This window comes from Peribacillus sp. CSMR9, from assembly GCF_033141925.1.
Taxonomy (GTDB): Bacteria; Bacillota; Bacilli; order Bacillales; family DSM-1321; genus Peribacillus; species Peribacillus simplex_A.
This window is the reverse complement of sequence record NZ_JAOPHO010000010.1, coordinates 21,681-39,250: the sequence shown is the minus strand read 5'-3', so window position 1 is coordinate 39,250 and position 17,570 is coordinate 21,681. Positions and strand designations below refer to the sequence as shown.

At 40.3% G+C, this 17,570-nt stretch carries 16 protein-coding genes; 1 reads left to right on the top strand and 15 read right to left on the bottom strand.

The features are described from left to right. Positions 1-100: 100 nt before the first annotated feature. From N9I19_RS07945 to N9I19_RS07925, 5 genes are all read right to left on the bottom strand, one after another. A complete protein-coding gene (locus N9I19_RS07945; RefSeq protein WP_317777428.1) occupies positions 101-886 on the bottom strand; it encodes a glucose 1-dehydrogenase in 786 nt (261 codons plus the stop codon). Positions 887-934: 48 nt separating this feature from the next. Next, positions 935-1,687 (bottom strand): SDR family NAD(P)-dependent oxidoreductase, encoded by a 753-nt coding sequence (locus N9I19_RS07940; RefSeq protein ID WP_317777427.1) that lies wholly within the window; start codon positions 1,685-1,687, stop codon positions 935-937. 34 nt (positions 1,688-1,721) lie between these two features. Beyond that, positions 1,722-2,507, bottom strand: a complete 786-nt coding sequence (locus N9I19_RS07935; RefSeq protein ID WP_317777426.1) for an SDR family NAD(P)-dependent oxidoreductase — start codon at positions 2,505-2,507, stop codon at positions 1,722-1,724. Between the two features lie 112 nt (positions 2,508-2,619). Next, positions 2,620-3,270, bottom strand: coding sequence for a GntR family transcriptional regulator (locus N9I19_RS07930; RefSeq protein ID WP_096339559.1), 651 nt, complete (start codon positions 3,268-3,270; stop codon positions 2,620-2,622). 147 nt (positions 3,271-3,417) lie between these two features. Next, positions 3,418-4,215, bottom strand: coding sequence for a DUF2935 domain-containing protein (locus tag N9I19_RS07925; protein WP_317777425.1), 798 nt, complete (start codon positions 4,213-4,215; stop codon positions 3,418-3,420). 427 nt (positions 4,216-4,642) lie between these two features. Between N9I19_RS07925 and N9I19_RS07920 the strand changes: the two genes are divergently transcribed. Then, positions 4,643-5,287 (top strand): formylglycine-generating enzyme family protein, encoded by a 645-nt coding sequence (locus N9I19_RS07920; protein ID WP_317777465.1) that lies wholly within the window; start codon positions 4,643-4,645, stop codon positions 5,285-5,287. A gap of 357 nt (positions 5,288-5,644) precedes the next feature. On the opposite strand, the gene N9I19_RS07915 is transcribed toward N9I19_RS07920, so the two are convergent. From N9I19_RS07915 to N9I19_RS07870, 10 genes are all read right to left on the bottom strand, one after another. Further along, on the bottom strand, positions 5,645-7,444 hold the full coding sequence (locus N9I19_RS07915; protein ID WP_317777464.1) for a S9 family peptidase: 1,800 nt from the start codon (positions 7,442-7,444) through the stop codon (positions 5,645-5,647). Between the two features lie 225 nt (positions 7,445-7,669). Next, positions 7,670-8,677 carry a C40 family peptidase gene (locus tag N9I19_RS07910; protein WP_411730417.1) on the bottom strand — a complete coding sequence of 336 codons (1,008 nt, stop codon included), beginning with the start codon at positions 8,675-8,677 and terminating at the stop codon, positions 7,670-7,672. A gap of 19 nt (positions 8,678-8,696) precedes the next feature. Beyond that, positions 8,697-9,779 (bottom strand): dipeptide epimerase, encoded by a 1,083-nt coding sequence (locus N9I19_RS07905; RefSeq protein ID WP_317777424.1) that lies wholly within the window; start codon positions 9,777-9,779, stop codon positions 8,697-8,699. 15 nt (positions 9,780-9,794) lie between these two features. Beyond that, positions 9,795-10,955: a DUF819 family protein gene (locus N9I19_RS07900; RefSeq protein WP_317777423.1), complete on the bottom strand. Its 1,161-nt coding sequence runs from the start codon at positions 10,953-10,955 to the stop codon at positions 9,795-9,797. A gap of 198 nt (positions 10,956-11,153) precedes the next feature. Next, complete coding sequence (locus N9I19_RS07895; protein ID WP_061463166.1) at positions 11,154-11,471, bottom strand: DUF3870 domain-containing protein; 318 nt, start codon at positions 11,469-11,471, stop codon at positions 11,154-11,156. Positions 11,472-11,790: 319 nt separating this feature from the next. Beyond that, the gene (locus N9I19_RS07890) at positions 11,791-12,657 is read right to left on the bottom strand and encodes a nitrilase-related carbon-nitrogen hydrolase (RefSeq protein ID WP_317777422.1); all 867 of its coding nucleotides are present in this window, start codon (positions 12,655-12,657) and stop codon (positions 11,791-11,793) included. A gap of 73 nt (positions 12,658-12,730) precedes the next feature. Continuing rightward, the gene (locus N9I19_RS07885; RefSeq protein WP_284470794.1) at positions 12,731-14,215 is read right to left on the bottom strand and encodes a sodium:solute symporter family protein; all 1,485 of its coding nucleotides are present in this window, start codon (positions 14,213-14,215) and stop codon (positions 12,731-12,733) included. Beyond that, the gene (locus N9I19_RS07880) at positions 14,212-14,412 is read right to left on the bottom strand and encodes a DUF3311 domain-containing protein (RefSeq protein ID WP_089362181.1); all 201 of its coding nucleotides are present in this window, start codon (positions 14,410-14,412) and stop codon (positions 14,212-14,214) included. The genes N9I19_RS07885 and N9I19_RS07880 overlap by 4 nt, the downstream gene beginning before the upstream one ends. A 135-nt stretch (positions 14,413-14,547) precedes the next feature. Beyond that, positions 14,548-15,780 (bottom strand): Zn-dependent hydrolase, encoded by a 1,233-nt coding sequence (locus N9I19_RS07875; protein ID WP_317777421.1) that lies wholly within the window; start codon positions 15,778-15,780, stop codon positions 14,548-14,550. Between the two features lie 97 nt (positions 15,781-15,877). Next, positions 15,878-17,497: an amidohydrolase gene (locus N9I19_RS07870; RefSeq protein ID WP_317777420.1), complete on the bottom strand. Its 1,620-nt coding sequence runs from the start codon at positions 17,495-17,497 to the stop codon at positions 15,878-15,880. Positions 17,498-17,570 lie beyond the last annotated feature (73 nt).

The following is a 17,570-nucleotide window of genomic DNA, read 5'->3' as shown; positions in this document are numbered from 1 at the left end:
ATTTCGTTTCTGATTTTTAAAATTTGAATTCATTTGGTCATAAAATAAAAGGATACGATTAAAAAGGGAGTGACCTAATACTGTCACTCCCTTTACACGTTTAGTATTGTGAAGATTGTCCGCCATCAATCGGAATGACAGCCCCGTTGATGAACTCCGATTCCCCTGATAATAGGAAGGCGACTAAACGGCCGACCTCTTCAGGTTTACCAAAGCGTTTCTTAGGATTCACACTGATGAAATCCGCCATTGCTTCTTCCCAATTTTCCCCGCCTATTTGCCTGAATGAACCTTCTACCATTGCCGTTAAGATAACTCCTGGTGCAATGGCATTTATGCTGATTCCATATTGACCATATTCTATGGCAGCTGTTTTCGTTAAGCCTGCAACAGCATGCTTACTCGCAACGTAAGCACTTTGGTTAAGCACAGCACGAATTCCACCTACGGAAGCCACGTTCACAACTGCCCCTGATCCTTGTTCTTTCATGATTGGCAGAATGTATTTCATACCATAGAACACACCATTGATATTGATGTCCGTCACTTTTTTGAAAACTTTGCTATCGTATTCAGCCATAGGGGCTTGTTTACCTTCGATACCCGCATTATTATAAAATGCATCGATTCTTCCATACTTGCTGACTGTGTGGTCTACATAGTTCTTTACTGCTTCTTCATCCGATACATCTGCAGTGACCAGAAGCACGTCCGATTTTGGTGCAATTTCCAAGATTAATTTTTTTGTCACTTCCAAAGATGCATCGTTTAAATCAACTAATGAAAGTTTAGCCCCTTCTTTAGCCAATTCCAATGCGGCTGCTTGTCCTAACCCTGATCCTGCCCCAGTAATGATTACAACTTTGTCATCGAATCGTTCGCTCATTTGTCAAAACTCCCTTTTTAAGTTATCTCGAAAATCCTTTGATTATAATTATCCTTTAAAGCTTAAGAATCCATCATCAACAGGGATGACTTGTCCATTAATGGCGTCCGCTTTTTCAGAGAACAAGAACGTTACAACTTCAGCAACTTTTTCTGGCTGAATCAATTTTTTCCTCATATGAAGTTGTGCCAAACTGTCCAGGAATTCTGGATCTTCACCAATGATCGGCGTTTCGATGAAACCTGGTGCAACGCCGACGACACGAATCCCATATTGCGCAAGTTCAATGGCACCGGATTTAGTCATGGCGATGACTGCAGCTTTTGCGGCATGGTAATTAAAGCTTCCAATTGAAACCAATGTCCCATATATAGAAGCGGTATTAACGATCGTTGCCCCAGTTACACCAAGCTCCACCATCTTCCTTGCTGCATAATACATGCCATAATATACGCCGTGTTGGTCAACATCAACGACTCTGTGGTATGATTCTGGATCCATTTCCAAAAATGGTTTTACTAGTCCAATTCCAGCGTTGTTGAATATGCCATTGATGGTGCCATGATTGGCAATTGCTGCTTCGACCATCGCTTCCACTTCTTCCGCTTTAGCTACGTCCACTTTCACAAAAGATGCCGTGCCTCCCTTTTGTTGAATAGATTCAGCCGTTTCCTTAGCGGCAACATCATTATAATCAGCCGCTACGACAATAGCTCCCTGTTCAGCTAATTTATATGCCGTTTCCTTACCAATTCCGCTGCCCGCTCCTGTAATTATTATGACTTTTCCTTTTAAACTCATCTATGGGTCCCCCTTTAATAAAGTTTTTTGCTTATCAGATTAAAATGGCCCCTCCGTCGATTACAAGTTCTTGACCCGTAATGTGGCTGGAAAGATCGGATACTAGATACATCATTAGATTTGCGATTTCCTGAGGCTCAGCATACCGGCCATCCGGAGTCGTTGCTTCCAACTGTTTTCTAGCCGTTTCTGCTGCCGCGGAATCACCTTGGCCAAATCCGCTTTCAATAGACCGCATCATAGCCGTGTTGACGACACCTGGGCAGACCGCATTCACCCTGACACAATGTGGAGCAACTTCGGCACCAGCTGTTTTCGTCATTCCAAGAACCGCATGTTTACTTGCGCCATACGCCACCATGTTTGGCGTTGCCAGTAAACCCGCTCCGGAAGCTGTATTCACGACTGCCCCGCTTTTTTGTTCAATCATATGGGGCAATACATGTTTTAAGCCCAAGAAAACGCCGCGTACATTTATTGACATTAATTGATCGAAAACCTCAGTAGGATAATCGATAAGAGGCATTATTTTGCCTTCCCACCCGGCATTATTCAAGAAAATATCGATTTTGCCATAGGAGCCTATCGTTTTTTGAACATAATTTTTAATGTCGTCTTCCTTTGTAACATCGGCCTTTACAAATTTCGCTTCGCCGCCGTTTTCTTTGATTTTATTTACCGTTAGCAGGCCAGCCTCTTCGGAAAGGTCTACAACAACCACTTTGGCTCCATTTTCTGAAAGTGTAATAGACGCTGCCCGGCCGATACCCCCGCCGCCGGTAACAATTGCTACTTTTTCTGTAAAATCGAATGCTTGCATAATATCCCCCCTTCTCCCTTTAATCTTGGTGATGATATTCTTGTTTGAATACGATTACATCATAACATTATTTTTGTCGATTGTCGACAATTTGGTTTTAGAGTCAAAGACTCTACATCACTCCACGACTCAAGGCTTCATGAATTTCATTTTTTGCTTTAACGAAATCATTTTCTAGAATGGCCTCAACGGACATTTTTAATCTGTAATGGAAGTTTTCCATCGTTTCCGTATTCCATTGACTTTGGGCAAAAACCATGAGAATATGACTGGCTTCTTCAAAAAATCTTGATAATGCTTTATTATTAGCGATTGAAAAAATATAGCGAAATATCTGTGTTGCCCTTTTTTGATACTCGATTACATTCCTATTTTCACACTCATCGGTTGCACTTTCCAAATGCCTTTGTAATGATTGCTTATTTTCTGCATGCCACTTCCCTTGGGAAAAATCAATGCCCATCTGGATCAACCCGATCGTAACATCATTATATTCAATGATTTCCTTTTGTGAAAATGGCTTGACGATCGTTCCCCGCCGCGGCATCCTCTCAACAATACCGTCGACCTGCAATAGATATAGGGCTTCCCGTACGGGTGCACGGCTAGTGTTCAATTCTTTGGAAATGTCTTCTTCGACGATTTTCTCTCCAGCTTCTATTTCACCTTCAATGATTTTTTTTAAAATGTGTTTAGCGATTTGTTGTGGTAAAGATTCTCCAAAATAAATGCCATCTGTCAAATTGGAAGAATTTCCAAACATCTTTCAGCACTCCTATACTTCTATAATTAATTTTAGTTCTTCTAGTATAACATAAGGATAGGAATTAACTTCCTTTATAAATCACATCCATTAAGGAAAGCACATATAAAGAGCCCGTTTAAAGAAAGGGCTCCATGAGGTACTTTTTTATTCGACTAGCCTCGGTTTCGCTGGATCGCAGTTTGGCTTTTCTGTGTTTGTCGATTCTGCCAGTTTCGTTAAATAATAACATTCTTCACGCCACATATGATCTGCCATTAATGGGGAAAACGTTCCAAGAGCCTGCGCACTAAGCTCAAGTTCCTCCAATTCAAGCAGAAAGTGCTGAAAGAGTTTCATTTCCAATTTGACGTCCGCATTCATTTTTTCCAATGCCGGGAATGTTGACAGATTTGTTCGTAAATATCCAGCCAATTCAACTGCTTTTAAATAATAATCATTAAAATGTTTTTTATATTGGTCACTTTTCTCTTTTAATCTTTTTTCAACATCGTCCATGTTGGATGATATTGCCCCTGCATGTCCTGCTGCATCTAACAGCCAAACCAAATGATGATGGAGTTCATGAAAAACCGGCGGCATTTGATTTGCATTGAAGTATTTCAATAATCTTAAATATTCTTCCAATTCGTTCACCATATGATTAATGAAAGTAGGTGAAAGATGTATTTTAATTTTCCCTACCAGATGTTCTTTTAAAAGGCTTAGCTTAAACTCCCGAAGTCTTAAAACCTCCTCTTCTGCCATGACAGTAAGTTGAGAAATCTCTTCAGAATTGGCTTTACCAAGGAGAGTATCAAATACTTGAATGAATTCTGAAGCAATTTCAATGTTTTCCACTTCAACCGGAGCTAAAGATTCATGGATGAATCTGGAATGGTCTCCTAAGATTTGCAGCCAAAATCGGTGCTCGAACCTTGCTGTTTTCTCCAAAAACTCGTTCATTTGCTCTCCCCCATATTTTAAAAGTATCGAAACTTCACTTATAATTTGTATTCCATGAACTACATACTTATTAATATAAATTGAATGAGGGCGAAATTTAAGTGGCATACACCAAGAAAATTAATGTTCTTCAATCCCAATTGATTCAAAAATCCCGTCTACTAAAGAAGGTGAGTTAGTCAAACGAGTGAAAAACCCCCCTTTTTTTTGCCTTCAGTTACCAAAAAGTGTTGTTATTCAAAATATTTTGAACCGTCTTTGCTTTATTTTAATTGGTTTTGAATCTAGATATACGCTGTTTATTGTAAAAACAAATGTAATTTTTATATTGAATTAATGGGTTTTATCGTGGTAAAATTTTCAAAATCATGGTTATTAGGAGGAAGGATTATTGTCAAATGAAATAAAGAATTACTTTGACTATCCAATGGTGAAAATTCCAGGGGGAGAAATAGAATTAAGAGACGATAGAATAAAAAGCAAATGGAAAGCTGATATAAGACCGTTTCTTCTTGCCCGGTATCCTGTAACTATAGATCTCTATAATGCTACTTCAAATAAACCACCTAATCCTATTGACGGAGTTCTAAAACCTGTTGTCGGTATTTCTTGGAATGATGCAATTTCTTTTTGCAATCTACTTTCACATAAAGCTGGACTTAGAGAGTGTTATTCTATAAGTAAAAATGGTGAAAACATAAATTGTGATTGGGAATCAGACGGTTATCGACTCCCTTCAGAAGCAGAGTGGCAATATGCATGTAAAGCGGGGACTACTGGATATAGATATGGAGAGATTGATAAGATTGCCTGGTATAACGGAAATTCAGGGGGCAAAATCCATGAAGTGGGAAGAAAGGAACCGAATTCATGGGGACTGCATGATATGTTAGGGAATGTTTGGGAGTGGTGTTGGGATTTATATGATGAACAAGTATACGGCGCTTATCGAATTTTCCGAGGAGGAAGCTGGGCTGAAGATGCCAGGGGTTGTGGAGCTTCATGTCGTCGTCGTAGCCATCCGACATTTTGCATAGACGACCTTGGATTTCGTCTTGCCCGGTCTTTATAACTTCTACAAAAACTGCTTTCACCGATATACAAAAAACGCTCCGTGAATTTTAAAGGCTCCTTAAACCTGTCTAATCTTTGTTATCCATTAATATGACAGCAGAAACCATCCTTATTTTGCCTCCAAAAGAAATCATGAACTTTGAATGTTCAATCGTTTAATGAAGGATTGACACACCCGAATGGTTGCAGATCTTCAAACAAATCGGAATGACATATCTATAAATCTTGAAGTCAAGTAGGGTTTATTTGAAAAGAACTTCCAGTTTTCAACATGAAAAACCCTGCCTCATCACTCTGAAAGTAAATGGCAGGGTTATGCAATCCAATTGTAAATCTCCAGAATATTCGTTGCAGTTTATACCTTCTCTGTTACTCCTGCGAATCGATTCAAGAATGAGAGTATTTTTCGATAGACGGCAATTTCATTTTCTTTTTTGGAAAATCCATGGCCTTCATCTTCTAGAAGCATATACTCGACATCTCTTCCTCTGTCTTTCAAAGCTCGAACGATTTGATCTGATTCCTCTTTTACGACACGGGGATCGTTTGCCCCTTGAATGACAAGCATTGGCTTTGTCATGGATTCTAAATAGGTGATAGGTGAATACTCGATTAATTTTTCCTTATCTTTTTCCGGATTTCCTACCCATTGATCCATAACCGGCTTCCAGTCTTCTGGAACGGAATTGATAAATGAGAAAAGGTTAGATGGTCCAAAAATATCGACAACTGCCTTAAAGTAATCCGCATGGCGTCCGTGTAGCAGAAGTGCCATATACCCTCCGAAGCTGCCACCCATCAATAAAATGTTACCTTTTTGTGCATGCCCTTGTTCAATCAGCCAATCAAGACCGGTTACATTATCAAGGCGTGGTCCATTTCCCCAATCACCTTCTACCATTTTCATGAATTCCAAACCATAGCCAGTAGAACCGCGGAAGTTTGGCGCAAAAATACTGTAACCATGATTCAGAAAAAATTGAAAGGAAGCCCTGAAGAATTTCCGTTCGGCCGCCTGAGGTCCTCCATGAGGCCAAAAAATGATTTCACCATTATCATTTTCCTTGCTTGCCCTAAAAAATAACGATTCGATCTCCAGGCCATCATAGGAAGGGTATGTAATGATGTCCGGTTCAACTAATTCGTTAGAATCGACGCCAGGGACAGTATATTTGGTTAATGATACCCAATTTTCACCGGATTTTTTATAAATATTATGTGGCTTGGTTGCGCTCATGCCCAATAAATAAAGCGTGCCTGATGCAGCAACCTCAAGTTTTCCGATGACGCTGCACGGGACATTGATATTTCTCCAATTTTCATTTTGCAGATTGAATTCATATAATTGATCCTCTGCACCCTTTTGACTGGTTATATATAATAATTGGTTCTCTTTACTATATTTCATGGCACTAAAACTCTCATTATACAATTCTTTAACTTTACTGAATCGGTTTGTTTCAAGGTTGTATGAAGCCAAATAAGTAAAGTCCGAATCATAATCAGTCAATAAATATATCATCGAATCTGAAACAAAAGCACCATCATTCACTGTGTGTTGTTTCTCAGTAGGCGGCGTAAGCAGGATATTTTCGTTCCCCCTTTTTGCATAGAGAAGGGTATTTGTATTAGCAAAGTCTTTATAGTAAAGTAGGGCTTCTTCATCAGGGCTAAAGCCAAACAGATAGGTCGCTGCATCCTTCCCCTCCAGGACCAGTGTTTCCTGTCCTGATTCTAAATCTAAACAATAGGAATTTAGATAGGAAGGGTTTCCTCTTGATGTTGTGTAAAAGAGCTTTTTACTGTCATTGGATAAAATCGGCATGAAATTACGTGTGTTTTCATGATGGACGATTTCCTTCATTGTCCCGCCTTTTAAGGGAATTCCATAAAACTGGGTATTTTCATTGCCGTCTTGATCGAAACCAGCAATTATAAACCGGCTCTGTTTATCAAATACCAGCTCTTGACAGCTTTGATCAATGGATGTAAGCGGATAAGGAAAGCAGTTTGGCAGATCCATTCCCCATAAATTATACTTGCCACTCAAATTCGTACTGAACACCAGTTGTTTCTCATCCGGACTAACTGCAAAATCAGCAATGGAAAAAGTTCGTAAATATTGCTCAACATCAGGTTTGGGAAAAGTGATCATCATTTGCAACCCCTTATATTATAATATAATGAAAAGTCTGTAATTAATTATACCATATTTTACCTTATTGATATATGTAATTCGAAAACCTAAGGTAGTAGCCAATTCAAGTTATTTTGTTGAAAAAAAAACACAGCTGTGATCATTGCTAATTCTAACGCTTGAAAAATCTTGTTTTAAATCCGAAAAAGCCTAAGAGCTCGGTGCTCTTAGGCTTTTCTAAAATTAATCGATATATCTTCTTGCTCCGGCATATTCCTCTCCGTATCCCGATGTTTTTATTTCATCTATCCTTACATGTGTAGAGCTGTTTGGAGAATGAATCATTTTCCCGTCACCAATATACATTCCAACATGATGCACCTTACCTTTTCCTTTATCATAGGCAAAAAATAGTAAATCGCCTTGTTGAAGATTTTCCTGTTCCACCTTTTTACCATGAAGCGCCTGAATGGAAGAGTCCCTTGGGATCGTTATTCCGTTAGCATGGTACATGGTATAGGTAAAGCCAGAGCAGTCAAATCCAAAACCGGACATTCCAGCCCATAGGTAAGGAAGTCCTAAAAAATCTTTTCCTGATTCTACAATGTCCTTACCGGTTGGAACTGGAATTTGACTTTCGTCTTGATAAACGGACACGTCATTCGTTTCTATCCATTTTGTTCCATTACTTGGTGTCATCACCTTCACTTTATCTTTTTTCACCTGTAATAGCGGAAGGCGTGTATCGAAGCTGACCTCCATGAATTTTGACCGATGTTTCGAATCCGAATAAAGCCAAGTCTTTGGAGCAGTTACAAGGGCAAACCCTCTATTAAACTGCTTCTCTAAGGATTTTCCTGATTTCAATTGCCCTTTTGGCATCCATCCAGGATAACCTGCATCATTACGGGGTGTCAGCTGATTGGCAACAGCAACTTTCACCCATTCACCCCGCTCTTCAAGAATGGTCACTTTAGAACCATATAATGCTTGGGTTTCCAGGTTACCCACAAGCCACAGTTTGTCTTCATAATTCATGGAGCGTATCCATGCATTCAAATCGACGGGATTCGATGCAGAAGGGGCATCGATGTCCCTTAATAATCCCGGCTCCGTCCAAAGAGTGGCCACAGCTACATCTACATAGGCAATTCTCTCCTTCTCTCTTGAACTAGCTTCATTGGGACTGAATACTAAAATACCGATAGTAAATAAAGATATCACTACAACTGTTAACCTTTTCAAAATAATCACCCTTTCGAAATAGTTTTTATTGAGTAAATGAGGATTTCCTCTTGACTCCTAGTCCAGGTTTCTCGGAAATGAGAAGTTGATCTTTCGCAAATTGAATGCCCTCAAAAGGTTCATCCTTAATCCATAATGGTGCATCTAAATCAATCTTCGTTATATTTGGATGGGCGGTTGCTAGATGACCCGCGGCTGCTACGCTCACGGATGATTCCATCATACTGCCGATCATGCATTCCACCCCGGCTGCTTCTGCCAAATCCGCGATTTGAAGTGCGCGTCGGATGCCTCCTGTTTTCATTAATTTAATATTAAGGAAATCAACAGCATGTTCATTCAGGAGCCTCATGGCATCACGAGGGGAAAACAAACTTTCATCGGCCATGATGGGCACTTGGACGCACCTCTTTATTTCTTTTAAACCTTCGATATCATGGGCTTGCACAGGTTGCTCCACCAAATCAACGTTCAGCTTCCTTTCCTCGAATTCATGAATGATTGAAATTGCTTGTTTTGTTGTCCACCCTTGATTTGCGTCAATCCTGATAATAACTTGATCGCCAACAGCAGCACGAATGCAGGCAACCCGCTCTACGTCACTCTTCCAGTCTTTCCCCAGCTTTATCTTCATTGTTGAGAATCCGCAATCGATGAGGGACAATGCCGCCTTTGCCATTACTTCGGGTTCATCAACGCTGATTGTCATATCATTTTTCAGGACATTTGATTTACCACCCAGATATTGATATAAAGGGAGCCGCCATCGTTTGCTGACTGCGTCATATAAGGCGATTTCAACAGCAGCTTTTGCACTTGTGTTTCCTACACAGGATAATTGGATTAGCTGAGACAATGCGTTGATATTCTCGATGTCGCGGCCAATTAGATGTGGCGTGATCACTTCTTCAATGATGGTCATGATTCCATTTGCAGAATCACCTGTTATGGCAACTGTAGGGGCTGCAGCCCCCAAACCTTCCGTTCCATCTTCCAACTTCACCGAAACCATGATATTTTCAATTTCCATTGCTGTACGTAATGCAGTTTTGAATGGCTTGACAAGCGGCAAGGTTTCCACTGATACTTGTAAACTTTCAATCTTCATATTAACAACCCTTCCTTAAAAGCTTGAGAGTATATATGATGTTAGAATTCCAAAATAGGTACCCAGAAGACTGCCGAGTACAGCCATCAAAATCCCGACCGGTATTAGTGCACGGTTGAATGCACCTGCCAATATAGGGGCTGATGCCACACCCCCTATATTGGCCAATGAGGCAACTCCCATTGTAAATAGATCCAACTTAAAGATTTTGGCCAAAATGACCATGATCAATCCATGAAAGAATAGAATCATAAATCCGGATAAAATATACACAGGTGCTTGAAACAGCTGTGAAAAATCGGCATGGGAAGCAATTAAACCAATGACTATATAAAGCATGACTTTTGAAATTTCCATGGAACCGGCAATACGTCCAACCTTTGTGACTGCCAGAATTAAACCGACGGTCGAAGCGATGATGATCGTCCAAGTCGTTCCATTCACAGCGGCACCCAGTACTGGCAGGCTTTCCCCAATTTTGGTTGCCCCTGCTGATACAATTAAAGCAAGTGCCAAGAAACCAATCAATTCCACGAATCCAAATTCCGTCTTGGCGGTTTCCCCTGCTTCAAGCTCGGATGTCATTTGATCAATGAAAGATGTATCCGCTTTCGTCCAAATATTGAATTTTCCTGCAAGAGGCACCAGCCAAAACAAGAACATGACCCAAATGGAATAATTGATTGTATCCATGATTAACGCATAGCCAAAAATATTTTCAGGTACATCGAGTATGCCTTGCAAGATCACCATATTGGCAGATCCCCCAGTCCAGCTTGCGCTTAAAGCAGAAAATGCCTTCCATGTTCCTTCCGCATAAAAACCATTCATTAAAACGTAAGTAAGAGTGAACCCGCCGATGATACTGAATGAAGCGGCAAAAAAAGTTAAAAGCATCTTTGGTCCAAGTCTGATTATTTTTCGCATATCGCATTGCAAAAGCATGAGCATCAACATGGCGGGCAGCAGGAGGCCACGTATGGTGCTATATGCACTTTCGACTGATTCACTATCTGAAAATACCCCAAATGTTTTCATCAGAGCAGCTCCAATATAAATAAGGACAATACCAGGAACATACTTGAAGAACTTTCCTCCTATCTTTTTTTCCGCTACCGCAATCACGGCAGTAAATGCCAATAAAAAACAGACAAACATCACACCATCTTGAATCATTTCCCATACCTCCTTATATTTAAGGAATTCTGTTAAACTAAAATGTCATTTTCATCTTCGGTAAAAAGACAATAAGCAGAAGAAATCAAATTCGACAGTGAAGCCTAACGAAGCCCTACATAAAAAAATCCAGCTGCCAAAGAGCGCCTACACACTCTTTAACAGCTGGATTTCAATTGCGAATAACAAATGAAGCAGCTATAACTTATAAAGTTGATGATATTTAATGCTCGCATTTCTTAGAGCGACGGCCAGTGCTTTCTGAGATGACCCAAAGTAACGTTTCTCAATTTCTTTCTCCAATTCATCGGGTCGAAGAATGGATTTGCCCACTAACATGGATTGAATGAACCTTGATGTAAGCGATATCGTTGTCGAGCATTCCACATCCACTATTTCATGTGTATCACTATCAATGACGAACCCGATAAAAAAGCAGTTGAATTGCTGTGTAATAGGGTTATTAGAAGCTGCCTTCGATTCGCCGACTATATATACTGTATTCTGATGAAACATACTTTTGTGCCTCCTGCCATTACAGACATCGTAACAGGTATAAATAGGGTGTCTATCTATATTATTACAATATGAAATGGTTACATATATTCTATTATATGCAATATGCATTTGACAATATATTTCGTATATTAAGTTAATTCTCGATTCCTCCGGCCAGAGAATAGATAAGTTCTATAACTAATACGCCAATCAAACTGAAGAATCACGAAGAATAACCAGGTATTGTTAAAGAACTCGTTTCAGGGGTCATTTTTTGACCTACCACCGCACTTTATTGGACCTTCATTCGGACGACAATGGTTCGGGATCAAACACATCATTTCAGCCCTTCGTATGGTTCATACTTCGCATACATATCTTTTCTGCGATTACGATCATTGAAAGTGGTTGCTGCACCACTTTTTCGATTCTCATAAAGTTCGTCCATATCGACCGTACCGGTAATAATGGTATGTTCATTCATTTCAGCCTCAACTACTATACCATTTGCTGGCCAAGCACTGTCACAGGGGCTAAGTATACTGGCACGACCGTATCCGTCCGGCAGGGGTGCCCCTGGTTCACCAACTGTGGGGCAATGAACAAAATATACCTGATTCTCGATTGCACGTGCATGTGCACAATGGCGAACTCGCCAAAAACCAGCCTCTGTAAACGTGTATGATGGACAAAAAATGATGTCGGCCCCGTTCACTGATAATATTCTTGAAATTTCAGGTATCTCCGCTTCATAACATATTGCTATTCCAATCTTAACCGGACCAATGGAATAAACCTCCAGATCATCGCCTTCAGAGGTACACCAATTTGCTTCAGCAGGAAAGATATGAGTTTTTTTATGCTCAACGTATGATCCGTTTCTATCAAAAATGTATGCAATATTGAAGTATTCATTATCGCGGCGTTCCAGATGCGTGCCCGCAATAATGATCTGCTTTCTTTTTCTTGAAATTGACCTGAAAAGTTCTTTATATTGATTGGTATATTCATCAATCCTCATAACGGATGAAGCTTCCTGTATTCCAAAGGTCGCTGATAACCCGATAGTTAACAATTCAGGAAAAATGATATAATCCGAGTCTTCGGGAACTTGGTTGATCAATTCTTCCACCTGTTTCTGAAATTCATTGAAAGTTGACACATTTTCAACACGGAATTGGCAAGCCGTTATGTTAATTTTCACAAAATCCCTCCCAAATCATGCCCTACCAGTTCATCCTGTCAGTAATCCCCATGGAAAACTTGATTAAACGCAATCAGGATATCTTATTCAAATCATTCATTTCATTCTCTTGCATAGCGATATGTTTAGTCAGTGCACTTACAATGAATGTTACTAGTATATTAATTAACAAAGCTATGACACCTGTACTGATATCATTAATTACATGCGGTATACCCGGCAGGAATGTCGCAACCTTAACATCTGCAATTGTCGCATATAAAACGATTAGGACGCCTGCCAAGATTCCTGTCATCGCACCATACTTATTAATTATATTATTTTTTGGTAAACTGCAAAACAAGGCAGGTGCCAGTTGGGTTATTAAACTATATGACATGATATTCAAGATGGCCAAAGCCTCGCCGCCTGTTACCGTAACAATTAAAGCGATTATTGAGATACCAATAATAATTAATCTTGAGACGATTAATTGATGTGTTTCACTCGCAGAAGGTACCAGAACTTTGAAAAAGCTATTTGTCAGACCTACCGATGCAGCCATTAGCATGACTGAAGCCGGTACAAGGGCAGTCAATAAACCTGCAGCTCCGATAAACCCTATCACCCATGGATCGAATGTTTGAATCGCCAGCCTTAACAGTGATAGATCTCCATCTGCTCCTTGTAAGCCCGGGATTTCCATGATAGCTGCATATCCTATGAAAAAGACGAAAAGCAGTAACAGTGTGTATAAGGGTAAAGCAATGGCATTTTTGCGAAGGGTTCTTTCACCATTCGACGATAAAACAACCATGAAAGTTTGTGGCAGTAAATAAAATCCCAGTGCATTCAGCAAAACGGTGGACACAAACCAGGACTGACTCAATCCGTGATCCGCCAAAACTAACATTTCCGGTTTTGCCGCTTGGACTGTCTCGAACATTGGCTGTATGCCCCCGAAGTAATGAAATGGGATGTAAATCCCCAAAAAGATAACGACAACCAAAATCATGAAATCTTTTAGTATGGCTGTCCATGCTGACCCATGAATGCCTGAAATCATTACATAAGTAGTTACGACTACAGCACCGATCACACTTGCAGCAACTGGTGAAATCGCTCCATAAGATGCTTCTGAAACAATGATGCCTAATCCTTTGAGCTGTATGACTATGTACGGAACGAGAGCTAGGCTTCCCAATACGGCCACGATCATCCCCATTGATCGGCTCTTGTATTTAGATGCAAAATATTCCGGCTGAGAGATAATGGAATGACGTTTGGAGTATCTCCATATTTTAGGAACAAGCCAATACGATAGGACGTAGGCTAAGAATATATAGGCGGGAACATAATAAGCAGCCGCACCTTTTGAGTAAGCCCACCCACTTCCGCCTAGAAATGTGAAAGTTGTATAAATTTCACCTGCTATCAGCAGAAAAATGAAGAATGTACCGAAGCCCCTGCCCCCTACGGCAAATTGCTCCATATCCATATCCTTCCCTTTTCTTGCTTTGATCCCTAAATAAAGTGCGAGCACCAAGAAGATGGAAATGATGAGTAATGAGATATTCATTCAGGATCACTCCCTTTATTATCAGGATCGAACTTATAGACAATCATTAAAATTACTGAAGCCATCACCATCCAAAATGCAACCCAAAATAACAAAAAAGGCATTCCCAATATGTACGGTTCTATTTTATTTGCATAGGGCAATAAACCCAAGAACCCTATGAATGGAACAAAAAGCAATAGCTTAATAGCATTCAAATTATACCCTCCCCTTGTTAGGTTCTTAACATGGAATCACCATCAGTCAAGTCGACTTACATACAAAACTGATGGTTTGATAGCATAAACGTTAGTTACGGATATTTCCTTCTTTCAACAAAACATATATTCGCCTTAATTGGACTGGATGGCAAGGACCGTTTCCAATATTACATTGACGCCTTTTTCACAATCTTCCCAAGTAGTAAGTTCCTCTTCACAATGGCTTTTTCCGTTGATGCTTGGGACGAAAACCATGGCAGTAGGTATATAACTGGCTATAAACTGTGCATCATGTCCTGCACCGCTTACCATTCTTTTATATGGTAGTCCTAATGAATTGCTCGATTGCTCGAGCAAATTGCAAATGGATTTGTCGAACCACACGGTATCCCTATCCCACAATTTTTTCGCTTGGATGTCGCAGCCGCCTTCTGAACCTCTAGTTGTAAGGCCTTTTATGACTTCCTCCACCTTTTCGATGACTTTGGAATCCTTATGTCTCGCTTCAAGCGAAAAAACCACTTTATTAGGGATGACCGTATGGATATTCGGAAACACATTCACCCTTCCCATCGTAAAAACCAAATCGTCATCAAGCATGCCTAGCTTCTGACGGGCCTCCATAATCAAGCTATTCGCGGTAAAGAAAGCATCTTTTCTCATATTCATCGGGGTGGTTCCTGCATGATCGGATTCTCCTGTAATTTCGATCTCATAGCAAACCATACCAAGGACACATTCAACGACACCGATCGTTAGTGATTCCCGTTCAAGAATGGGCCCTTGTTCAATATGCAACTCTAGAAATGCAGTCGCTTCTTTTAAACGAGACTCTTGATCCCCTGCATATCCAATGGCACTCAAGGCACTTTCGAAAGTGGTTCCTTCACTATCCGTTTTTTGCAGCATGACGGATTTTTCGAATTTACCCGAAAGAACTCCCGAAGACATCATGGAAGGTTCGAATCTGGCTCCCTCTTCGTTCGTAAAATTGACGATCATTACCGGAATTTTAGGCTGGATATTGTTTTCGACCAGAGTACGCACGACTTCCAAGCCGGCAGCTACACCCAAGATACCATCAAACCGCCCGCCCTTTTTTACGGTATCCATATGTGACCCCATTACAATAGGTGGTTTGTTTTCAAGTCCCGCTAAAGTCGCGTAAATATTCCCCATGTCATCAACCTTAATGGTCATCCCCAATTCTTTACAACAAGAGCAAAAGTAATCACGGACTAATCGATCTTCCTCGGACAGGGATAACCGTGTGACTCCGTTGTTTTCTGTCCGTCCAAAATCCGCAAATTTCTCGAGCGTATGACTCAGTCTCTCACCATTAATTAATAATTTTTGCTTTTTCATTATGAATATCCCCCTTTTAGATAACCTGCTAAATTCTACATAGGCTTAAGCAACAAATTGAAGTTTAAGGTCTTTGTCGTTTAATAGTTCCTATAGATTATATTTCCACCAATGTTTCCCTATGATAGAGAATCTCTCCGTTTAGAATCGTTGATTCAACTTTTAAATCCTTGATATTTTGAGGATCTACTTTCAATATACTATCATTCAATACTACTAGATCGGCCAGCTTCCCTACCTCTATGCTGCCTTTGACATCCTCATCGAAACTCGCAAAGGCGCCATTCCATGTGTATAGTTTAATGGCTTCCATTACGCTAATCGATTGAACCGTACCTATTTTCATACCGGACCTGCTTCTTCTATTAACTGCAACATGTATGCCTAATAAAGGGTCGTGATCAGTAACGGGAGCATCAGATCCACCTGCGGCCAAGATGCCATTATCAATATAATCACGGGCGGCGTACATGCGGTTGACCCTATTACCGTAGTGTTCGATATATATATCACCGAATTCATAAGGAAATGGGGGGTTGGGGATTGGGATGATTCCAAGTTCTTTCATCCTCTGTTGTAAATCTGGCGCAGATATTCCAGCATGCTCAATCCTATGTCTATGATCTTTTCTTGGAGTTTCATTCAAAGCCTTTTCCACACAATTTAAATACATTTCTATCGCCCTGTCACCTTGGGCGTGTACTGTGATCTGATAGCCTTTTTTATGTGCCTGACCTAATACTTGATAGATTTCTTCTTCTTTATAATAAAGAATGCCAAAATTGCCAGGATCACTCGAATAGGGCTCACGGGTAGCGATCGTCGGACCGGTGCTGCTGCCATCCGTAAACAATTTAGCCGGTCCAATTTTAAATCTTTCGTCCCCAGTTCCGGTTACGATTCCAGAAGATACCACTTTGTTTACAAATTCATGCGAATTATTCAATGAACCTACCATCGCATAGATGCGGACACGTATATCATTACTTTTAATGGCTTGCTGCATTAAACGGAAACTTTCAGGACCATAAGCACCAGCTTCATGAATGCTAGTTATGCCTGCGGCAATGAAATGCTCCGACGCAATTTTCACTGCTTTCAACAGTTCACTTTCTGAATAGCTTGCAATGTCGGCCATTATCATATTTGCTGTTTCAATTAGTTTGCCTGTATTCCTCCCTGCCTTATCCTTTTCAATAATCCCGCCTTTTGGATTCTCTGAGTTTTCATCAATTCGGGCAAGTTCTAACGCCCGGCTGTTCACAACACTTATATGGCTGCATGTACGGGTTACCATAATGGGATGGTCTGTTGAAATGGCATCCAACTCTGCAATTGTTGGATACCGTTTTTCTTTCATAGCGGTTTCATTGAAGCCCCAGGCGCGGATCCATTCACCTTTAGGGATTGTCGAAGCTTTCTTCTTCAGATCGATTAACAAATCTTTTACAGATTCTATATGTTCAGCTTTACAACTTACTGCCAACTGGTTGACACCGTACAATATAAGGTGGATATGAGAATCTATAAACCCAGGCAGTAATGACTTTCCCTGCAAGTCAATCACATTTGTTTCTTCTCCGATAAAAACCTTCATTTCCTGATTCGTTCCGACTGCCGAGATGCGATTTCCTTTAACTGCCAAGGCTTCTGCGATTGAATTTTTTTGATCAACTGTTATGACCTCGCCGTTTATGAATACGATATCAGCCTTCAAACACTCACCACTTCCTTTTCTTTTGTTGTCCATATCCTGACTTATTGAAATATTCTGTTTTTAGTAGATTCAT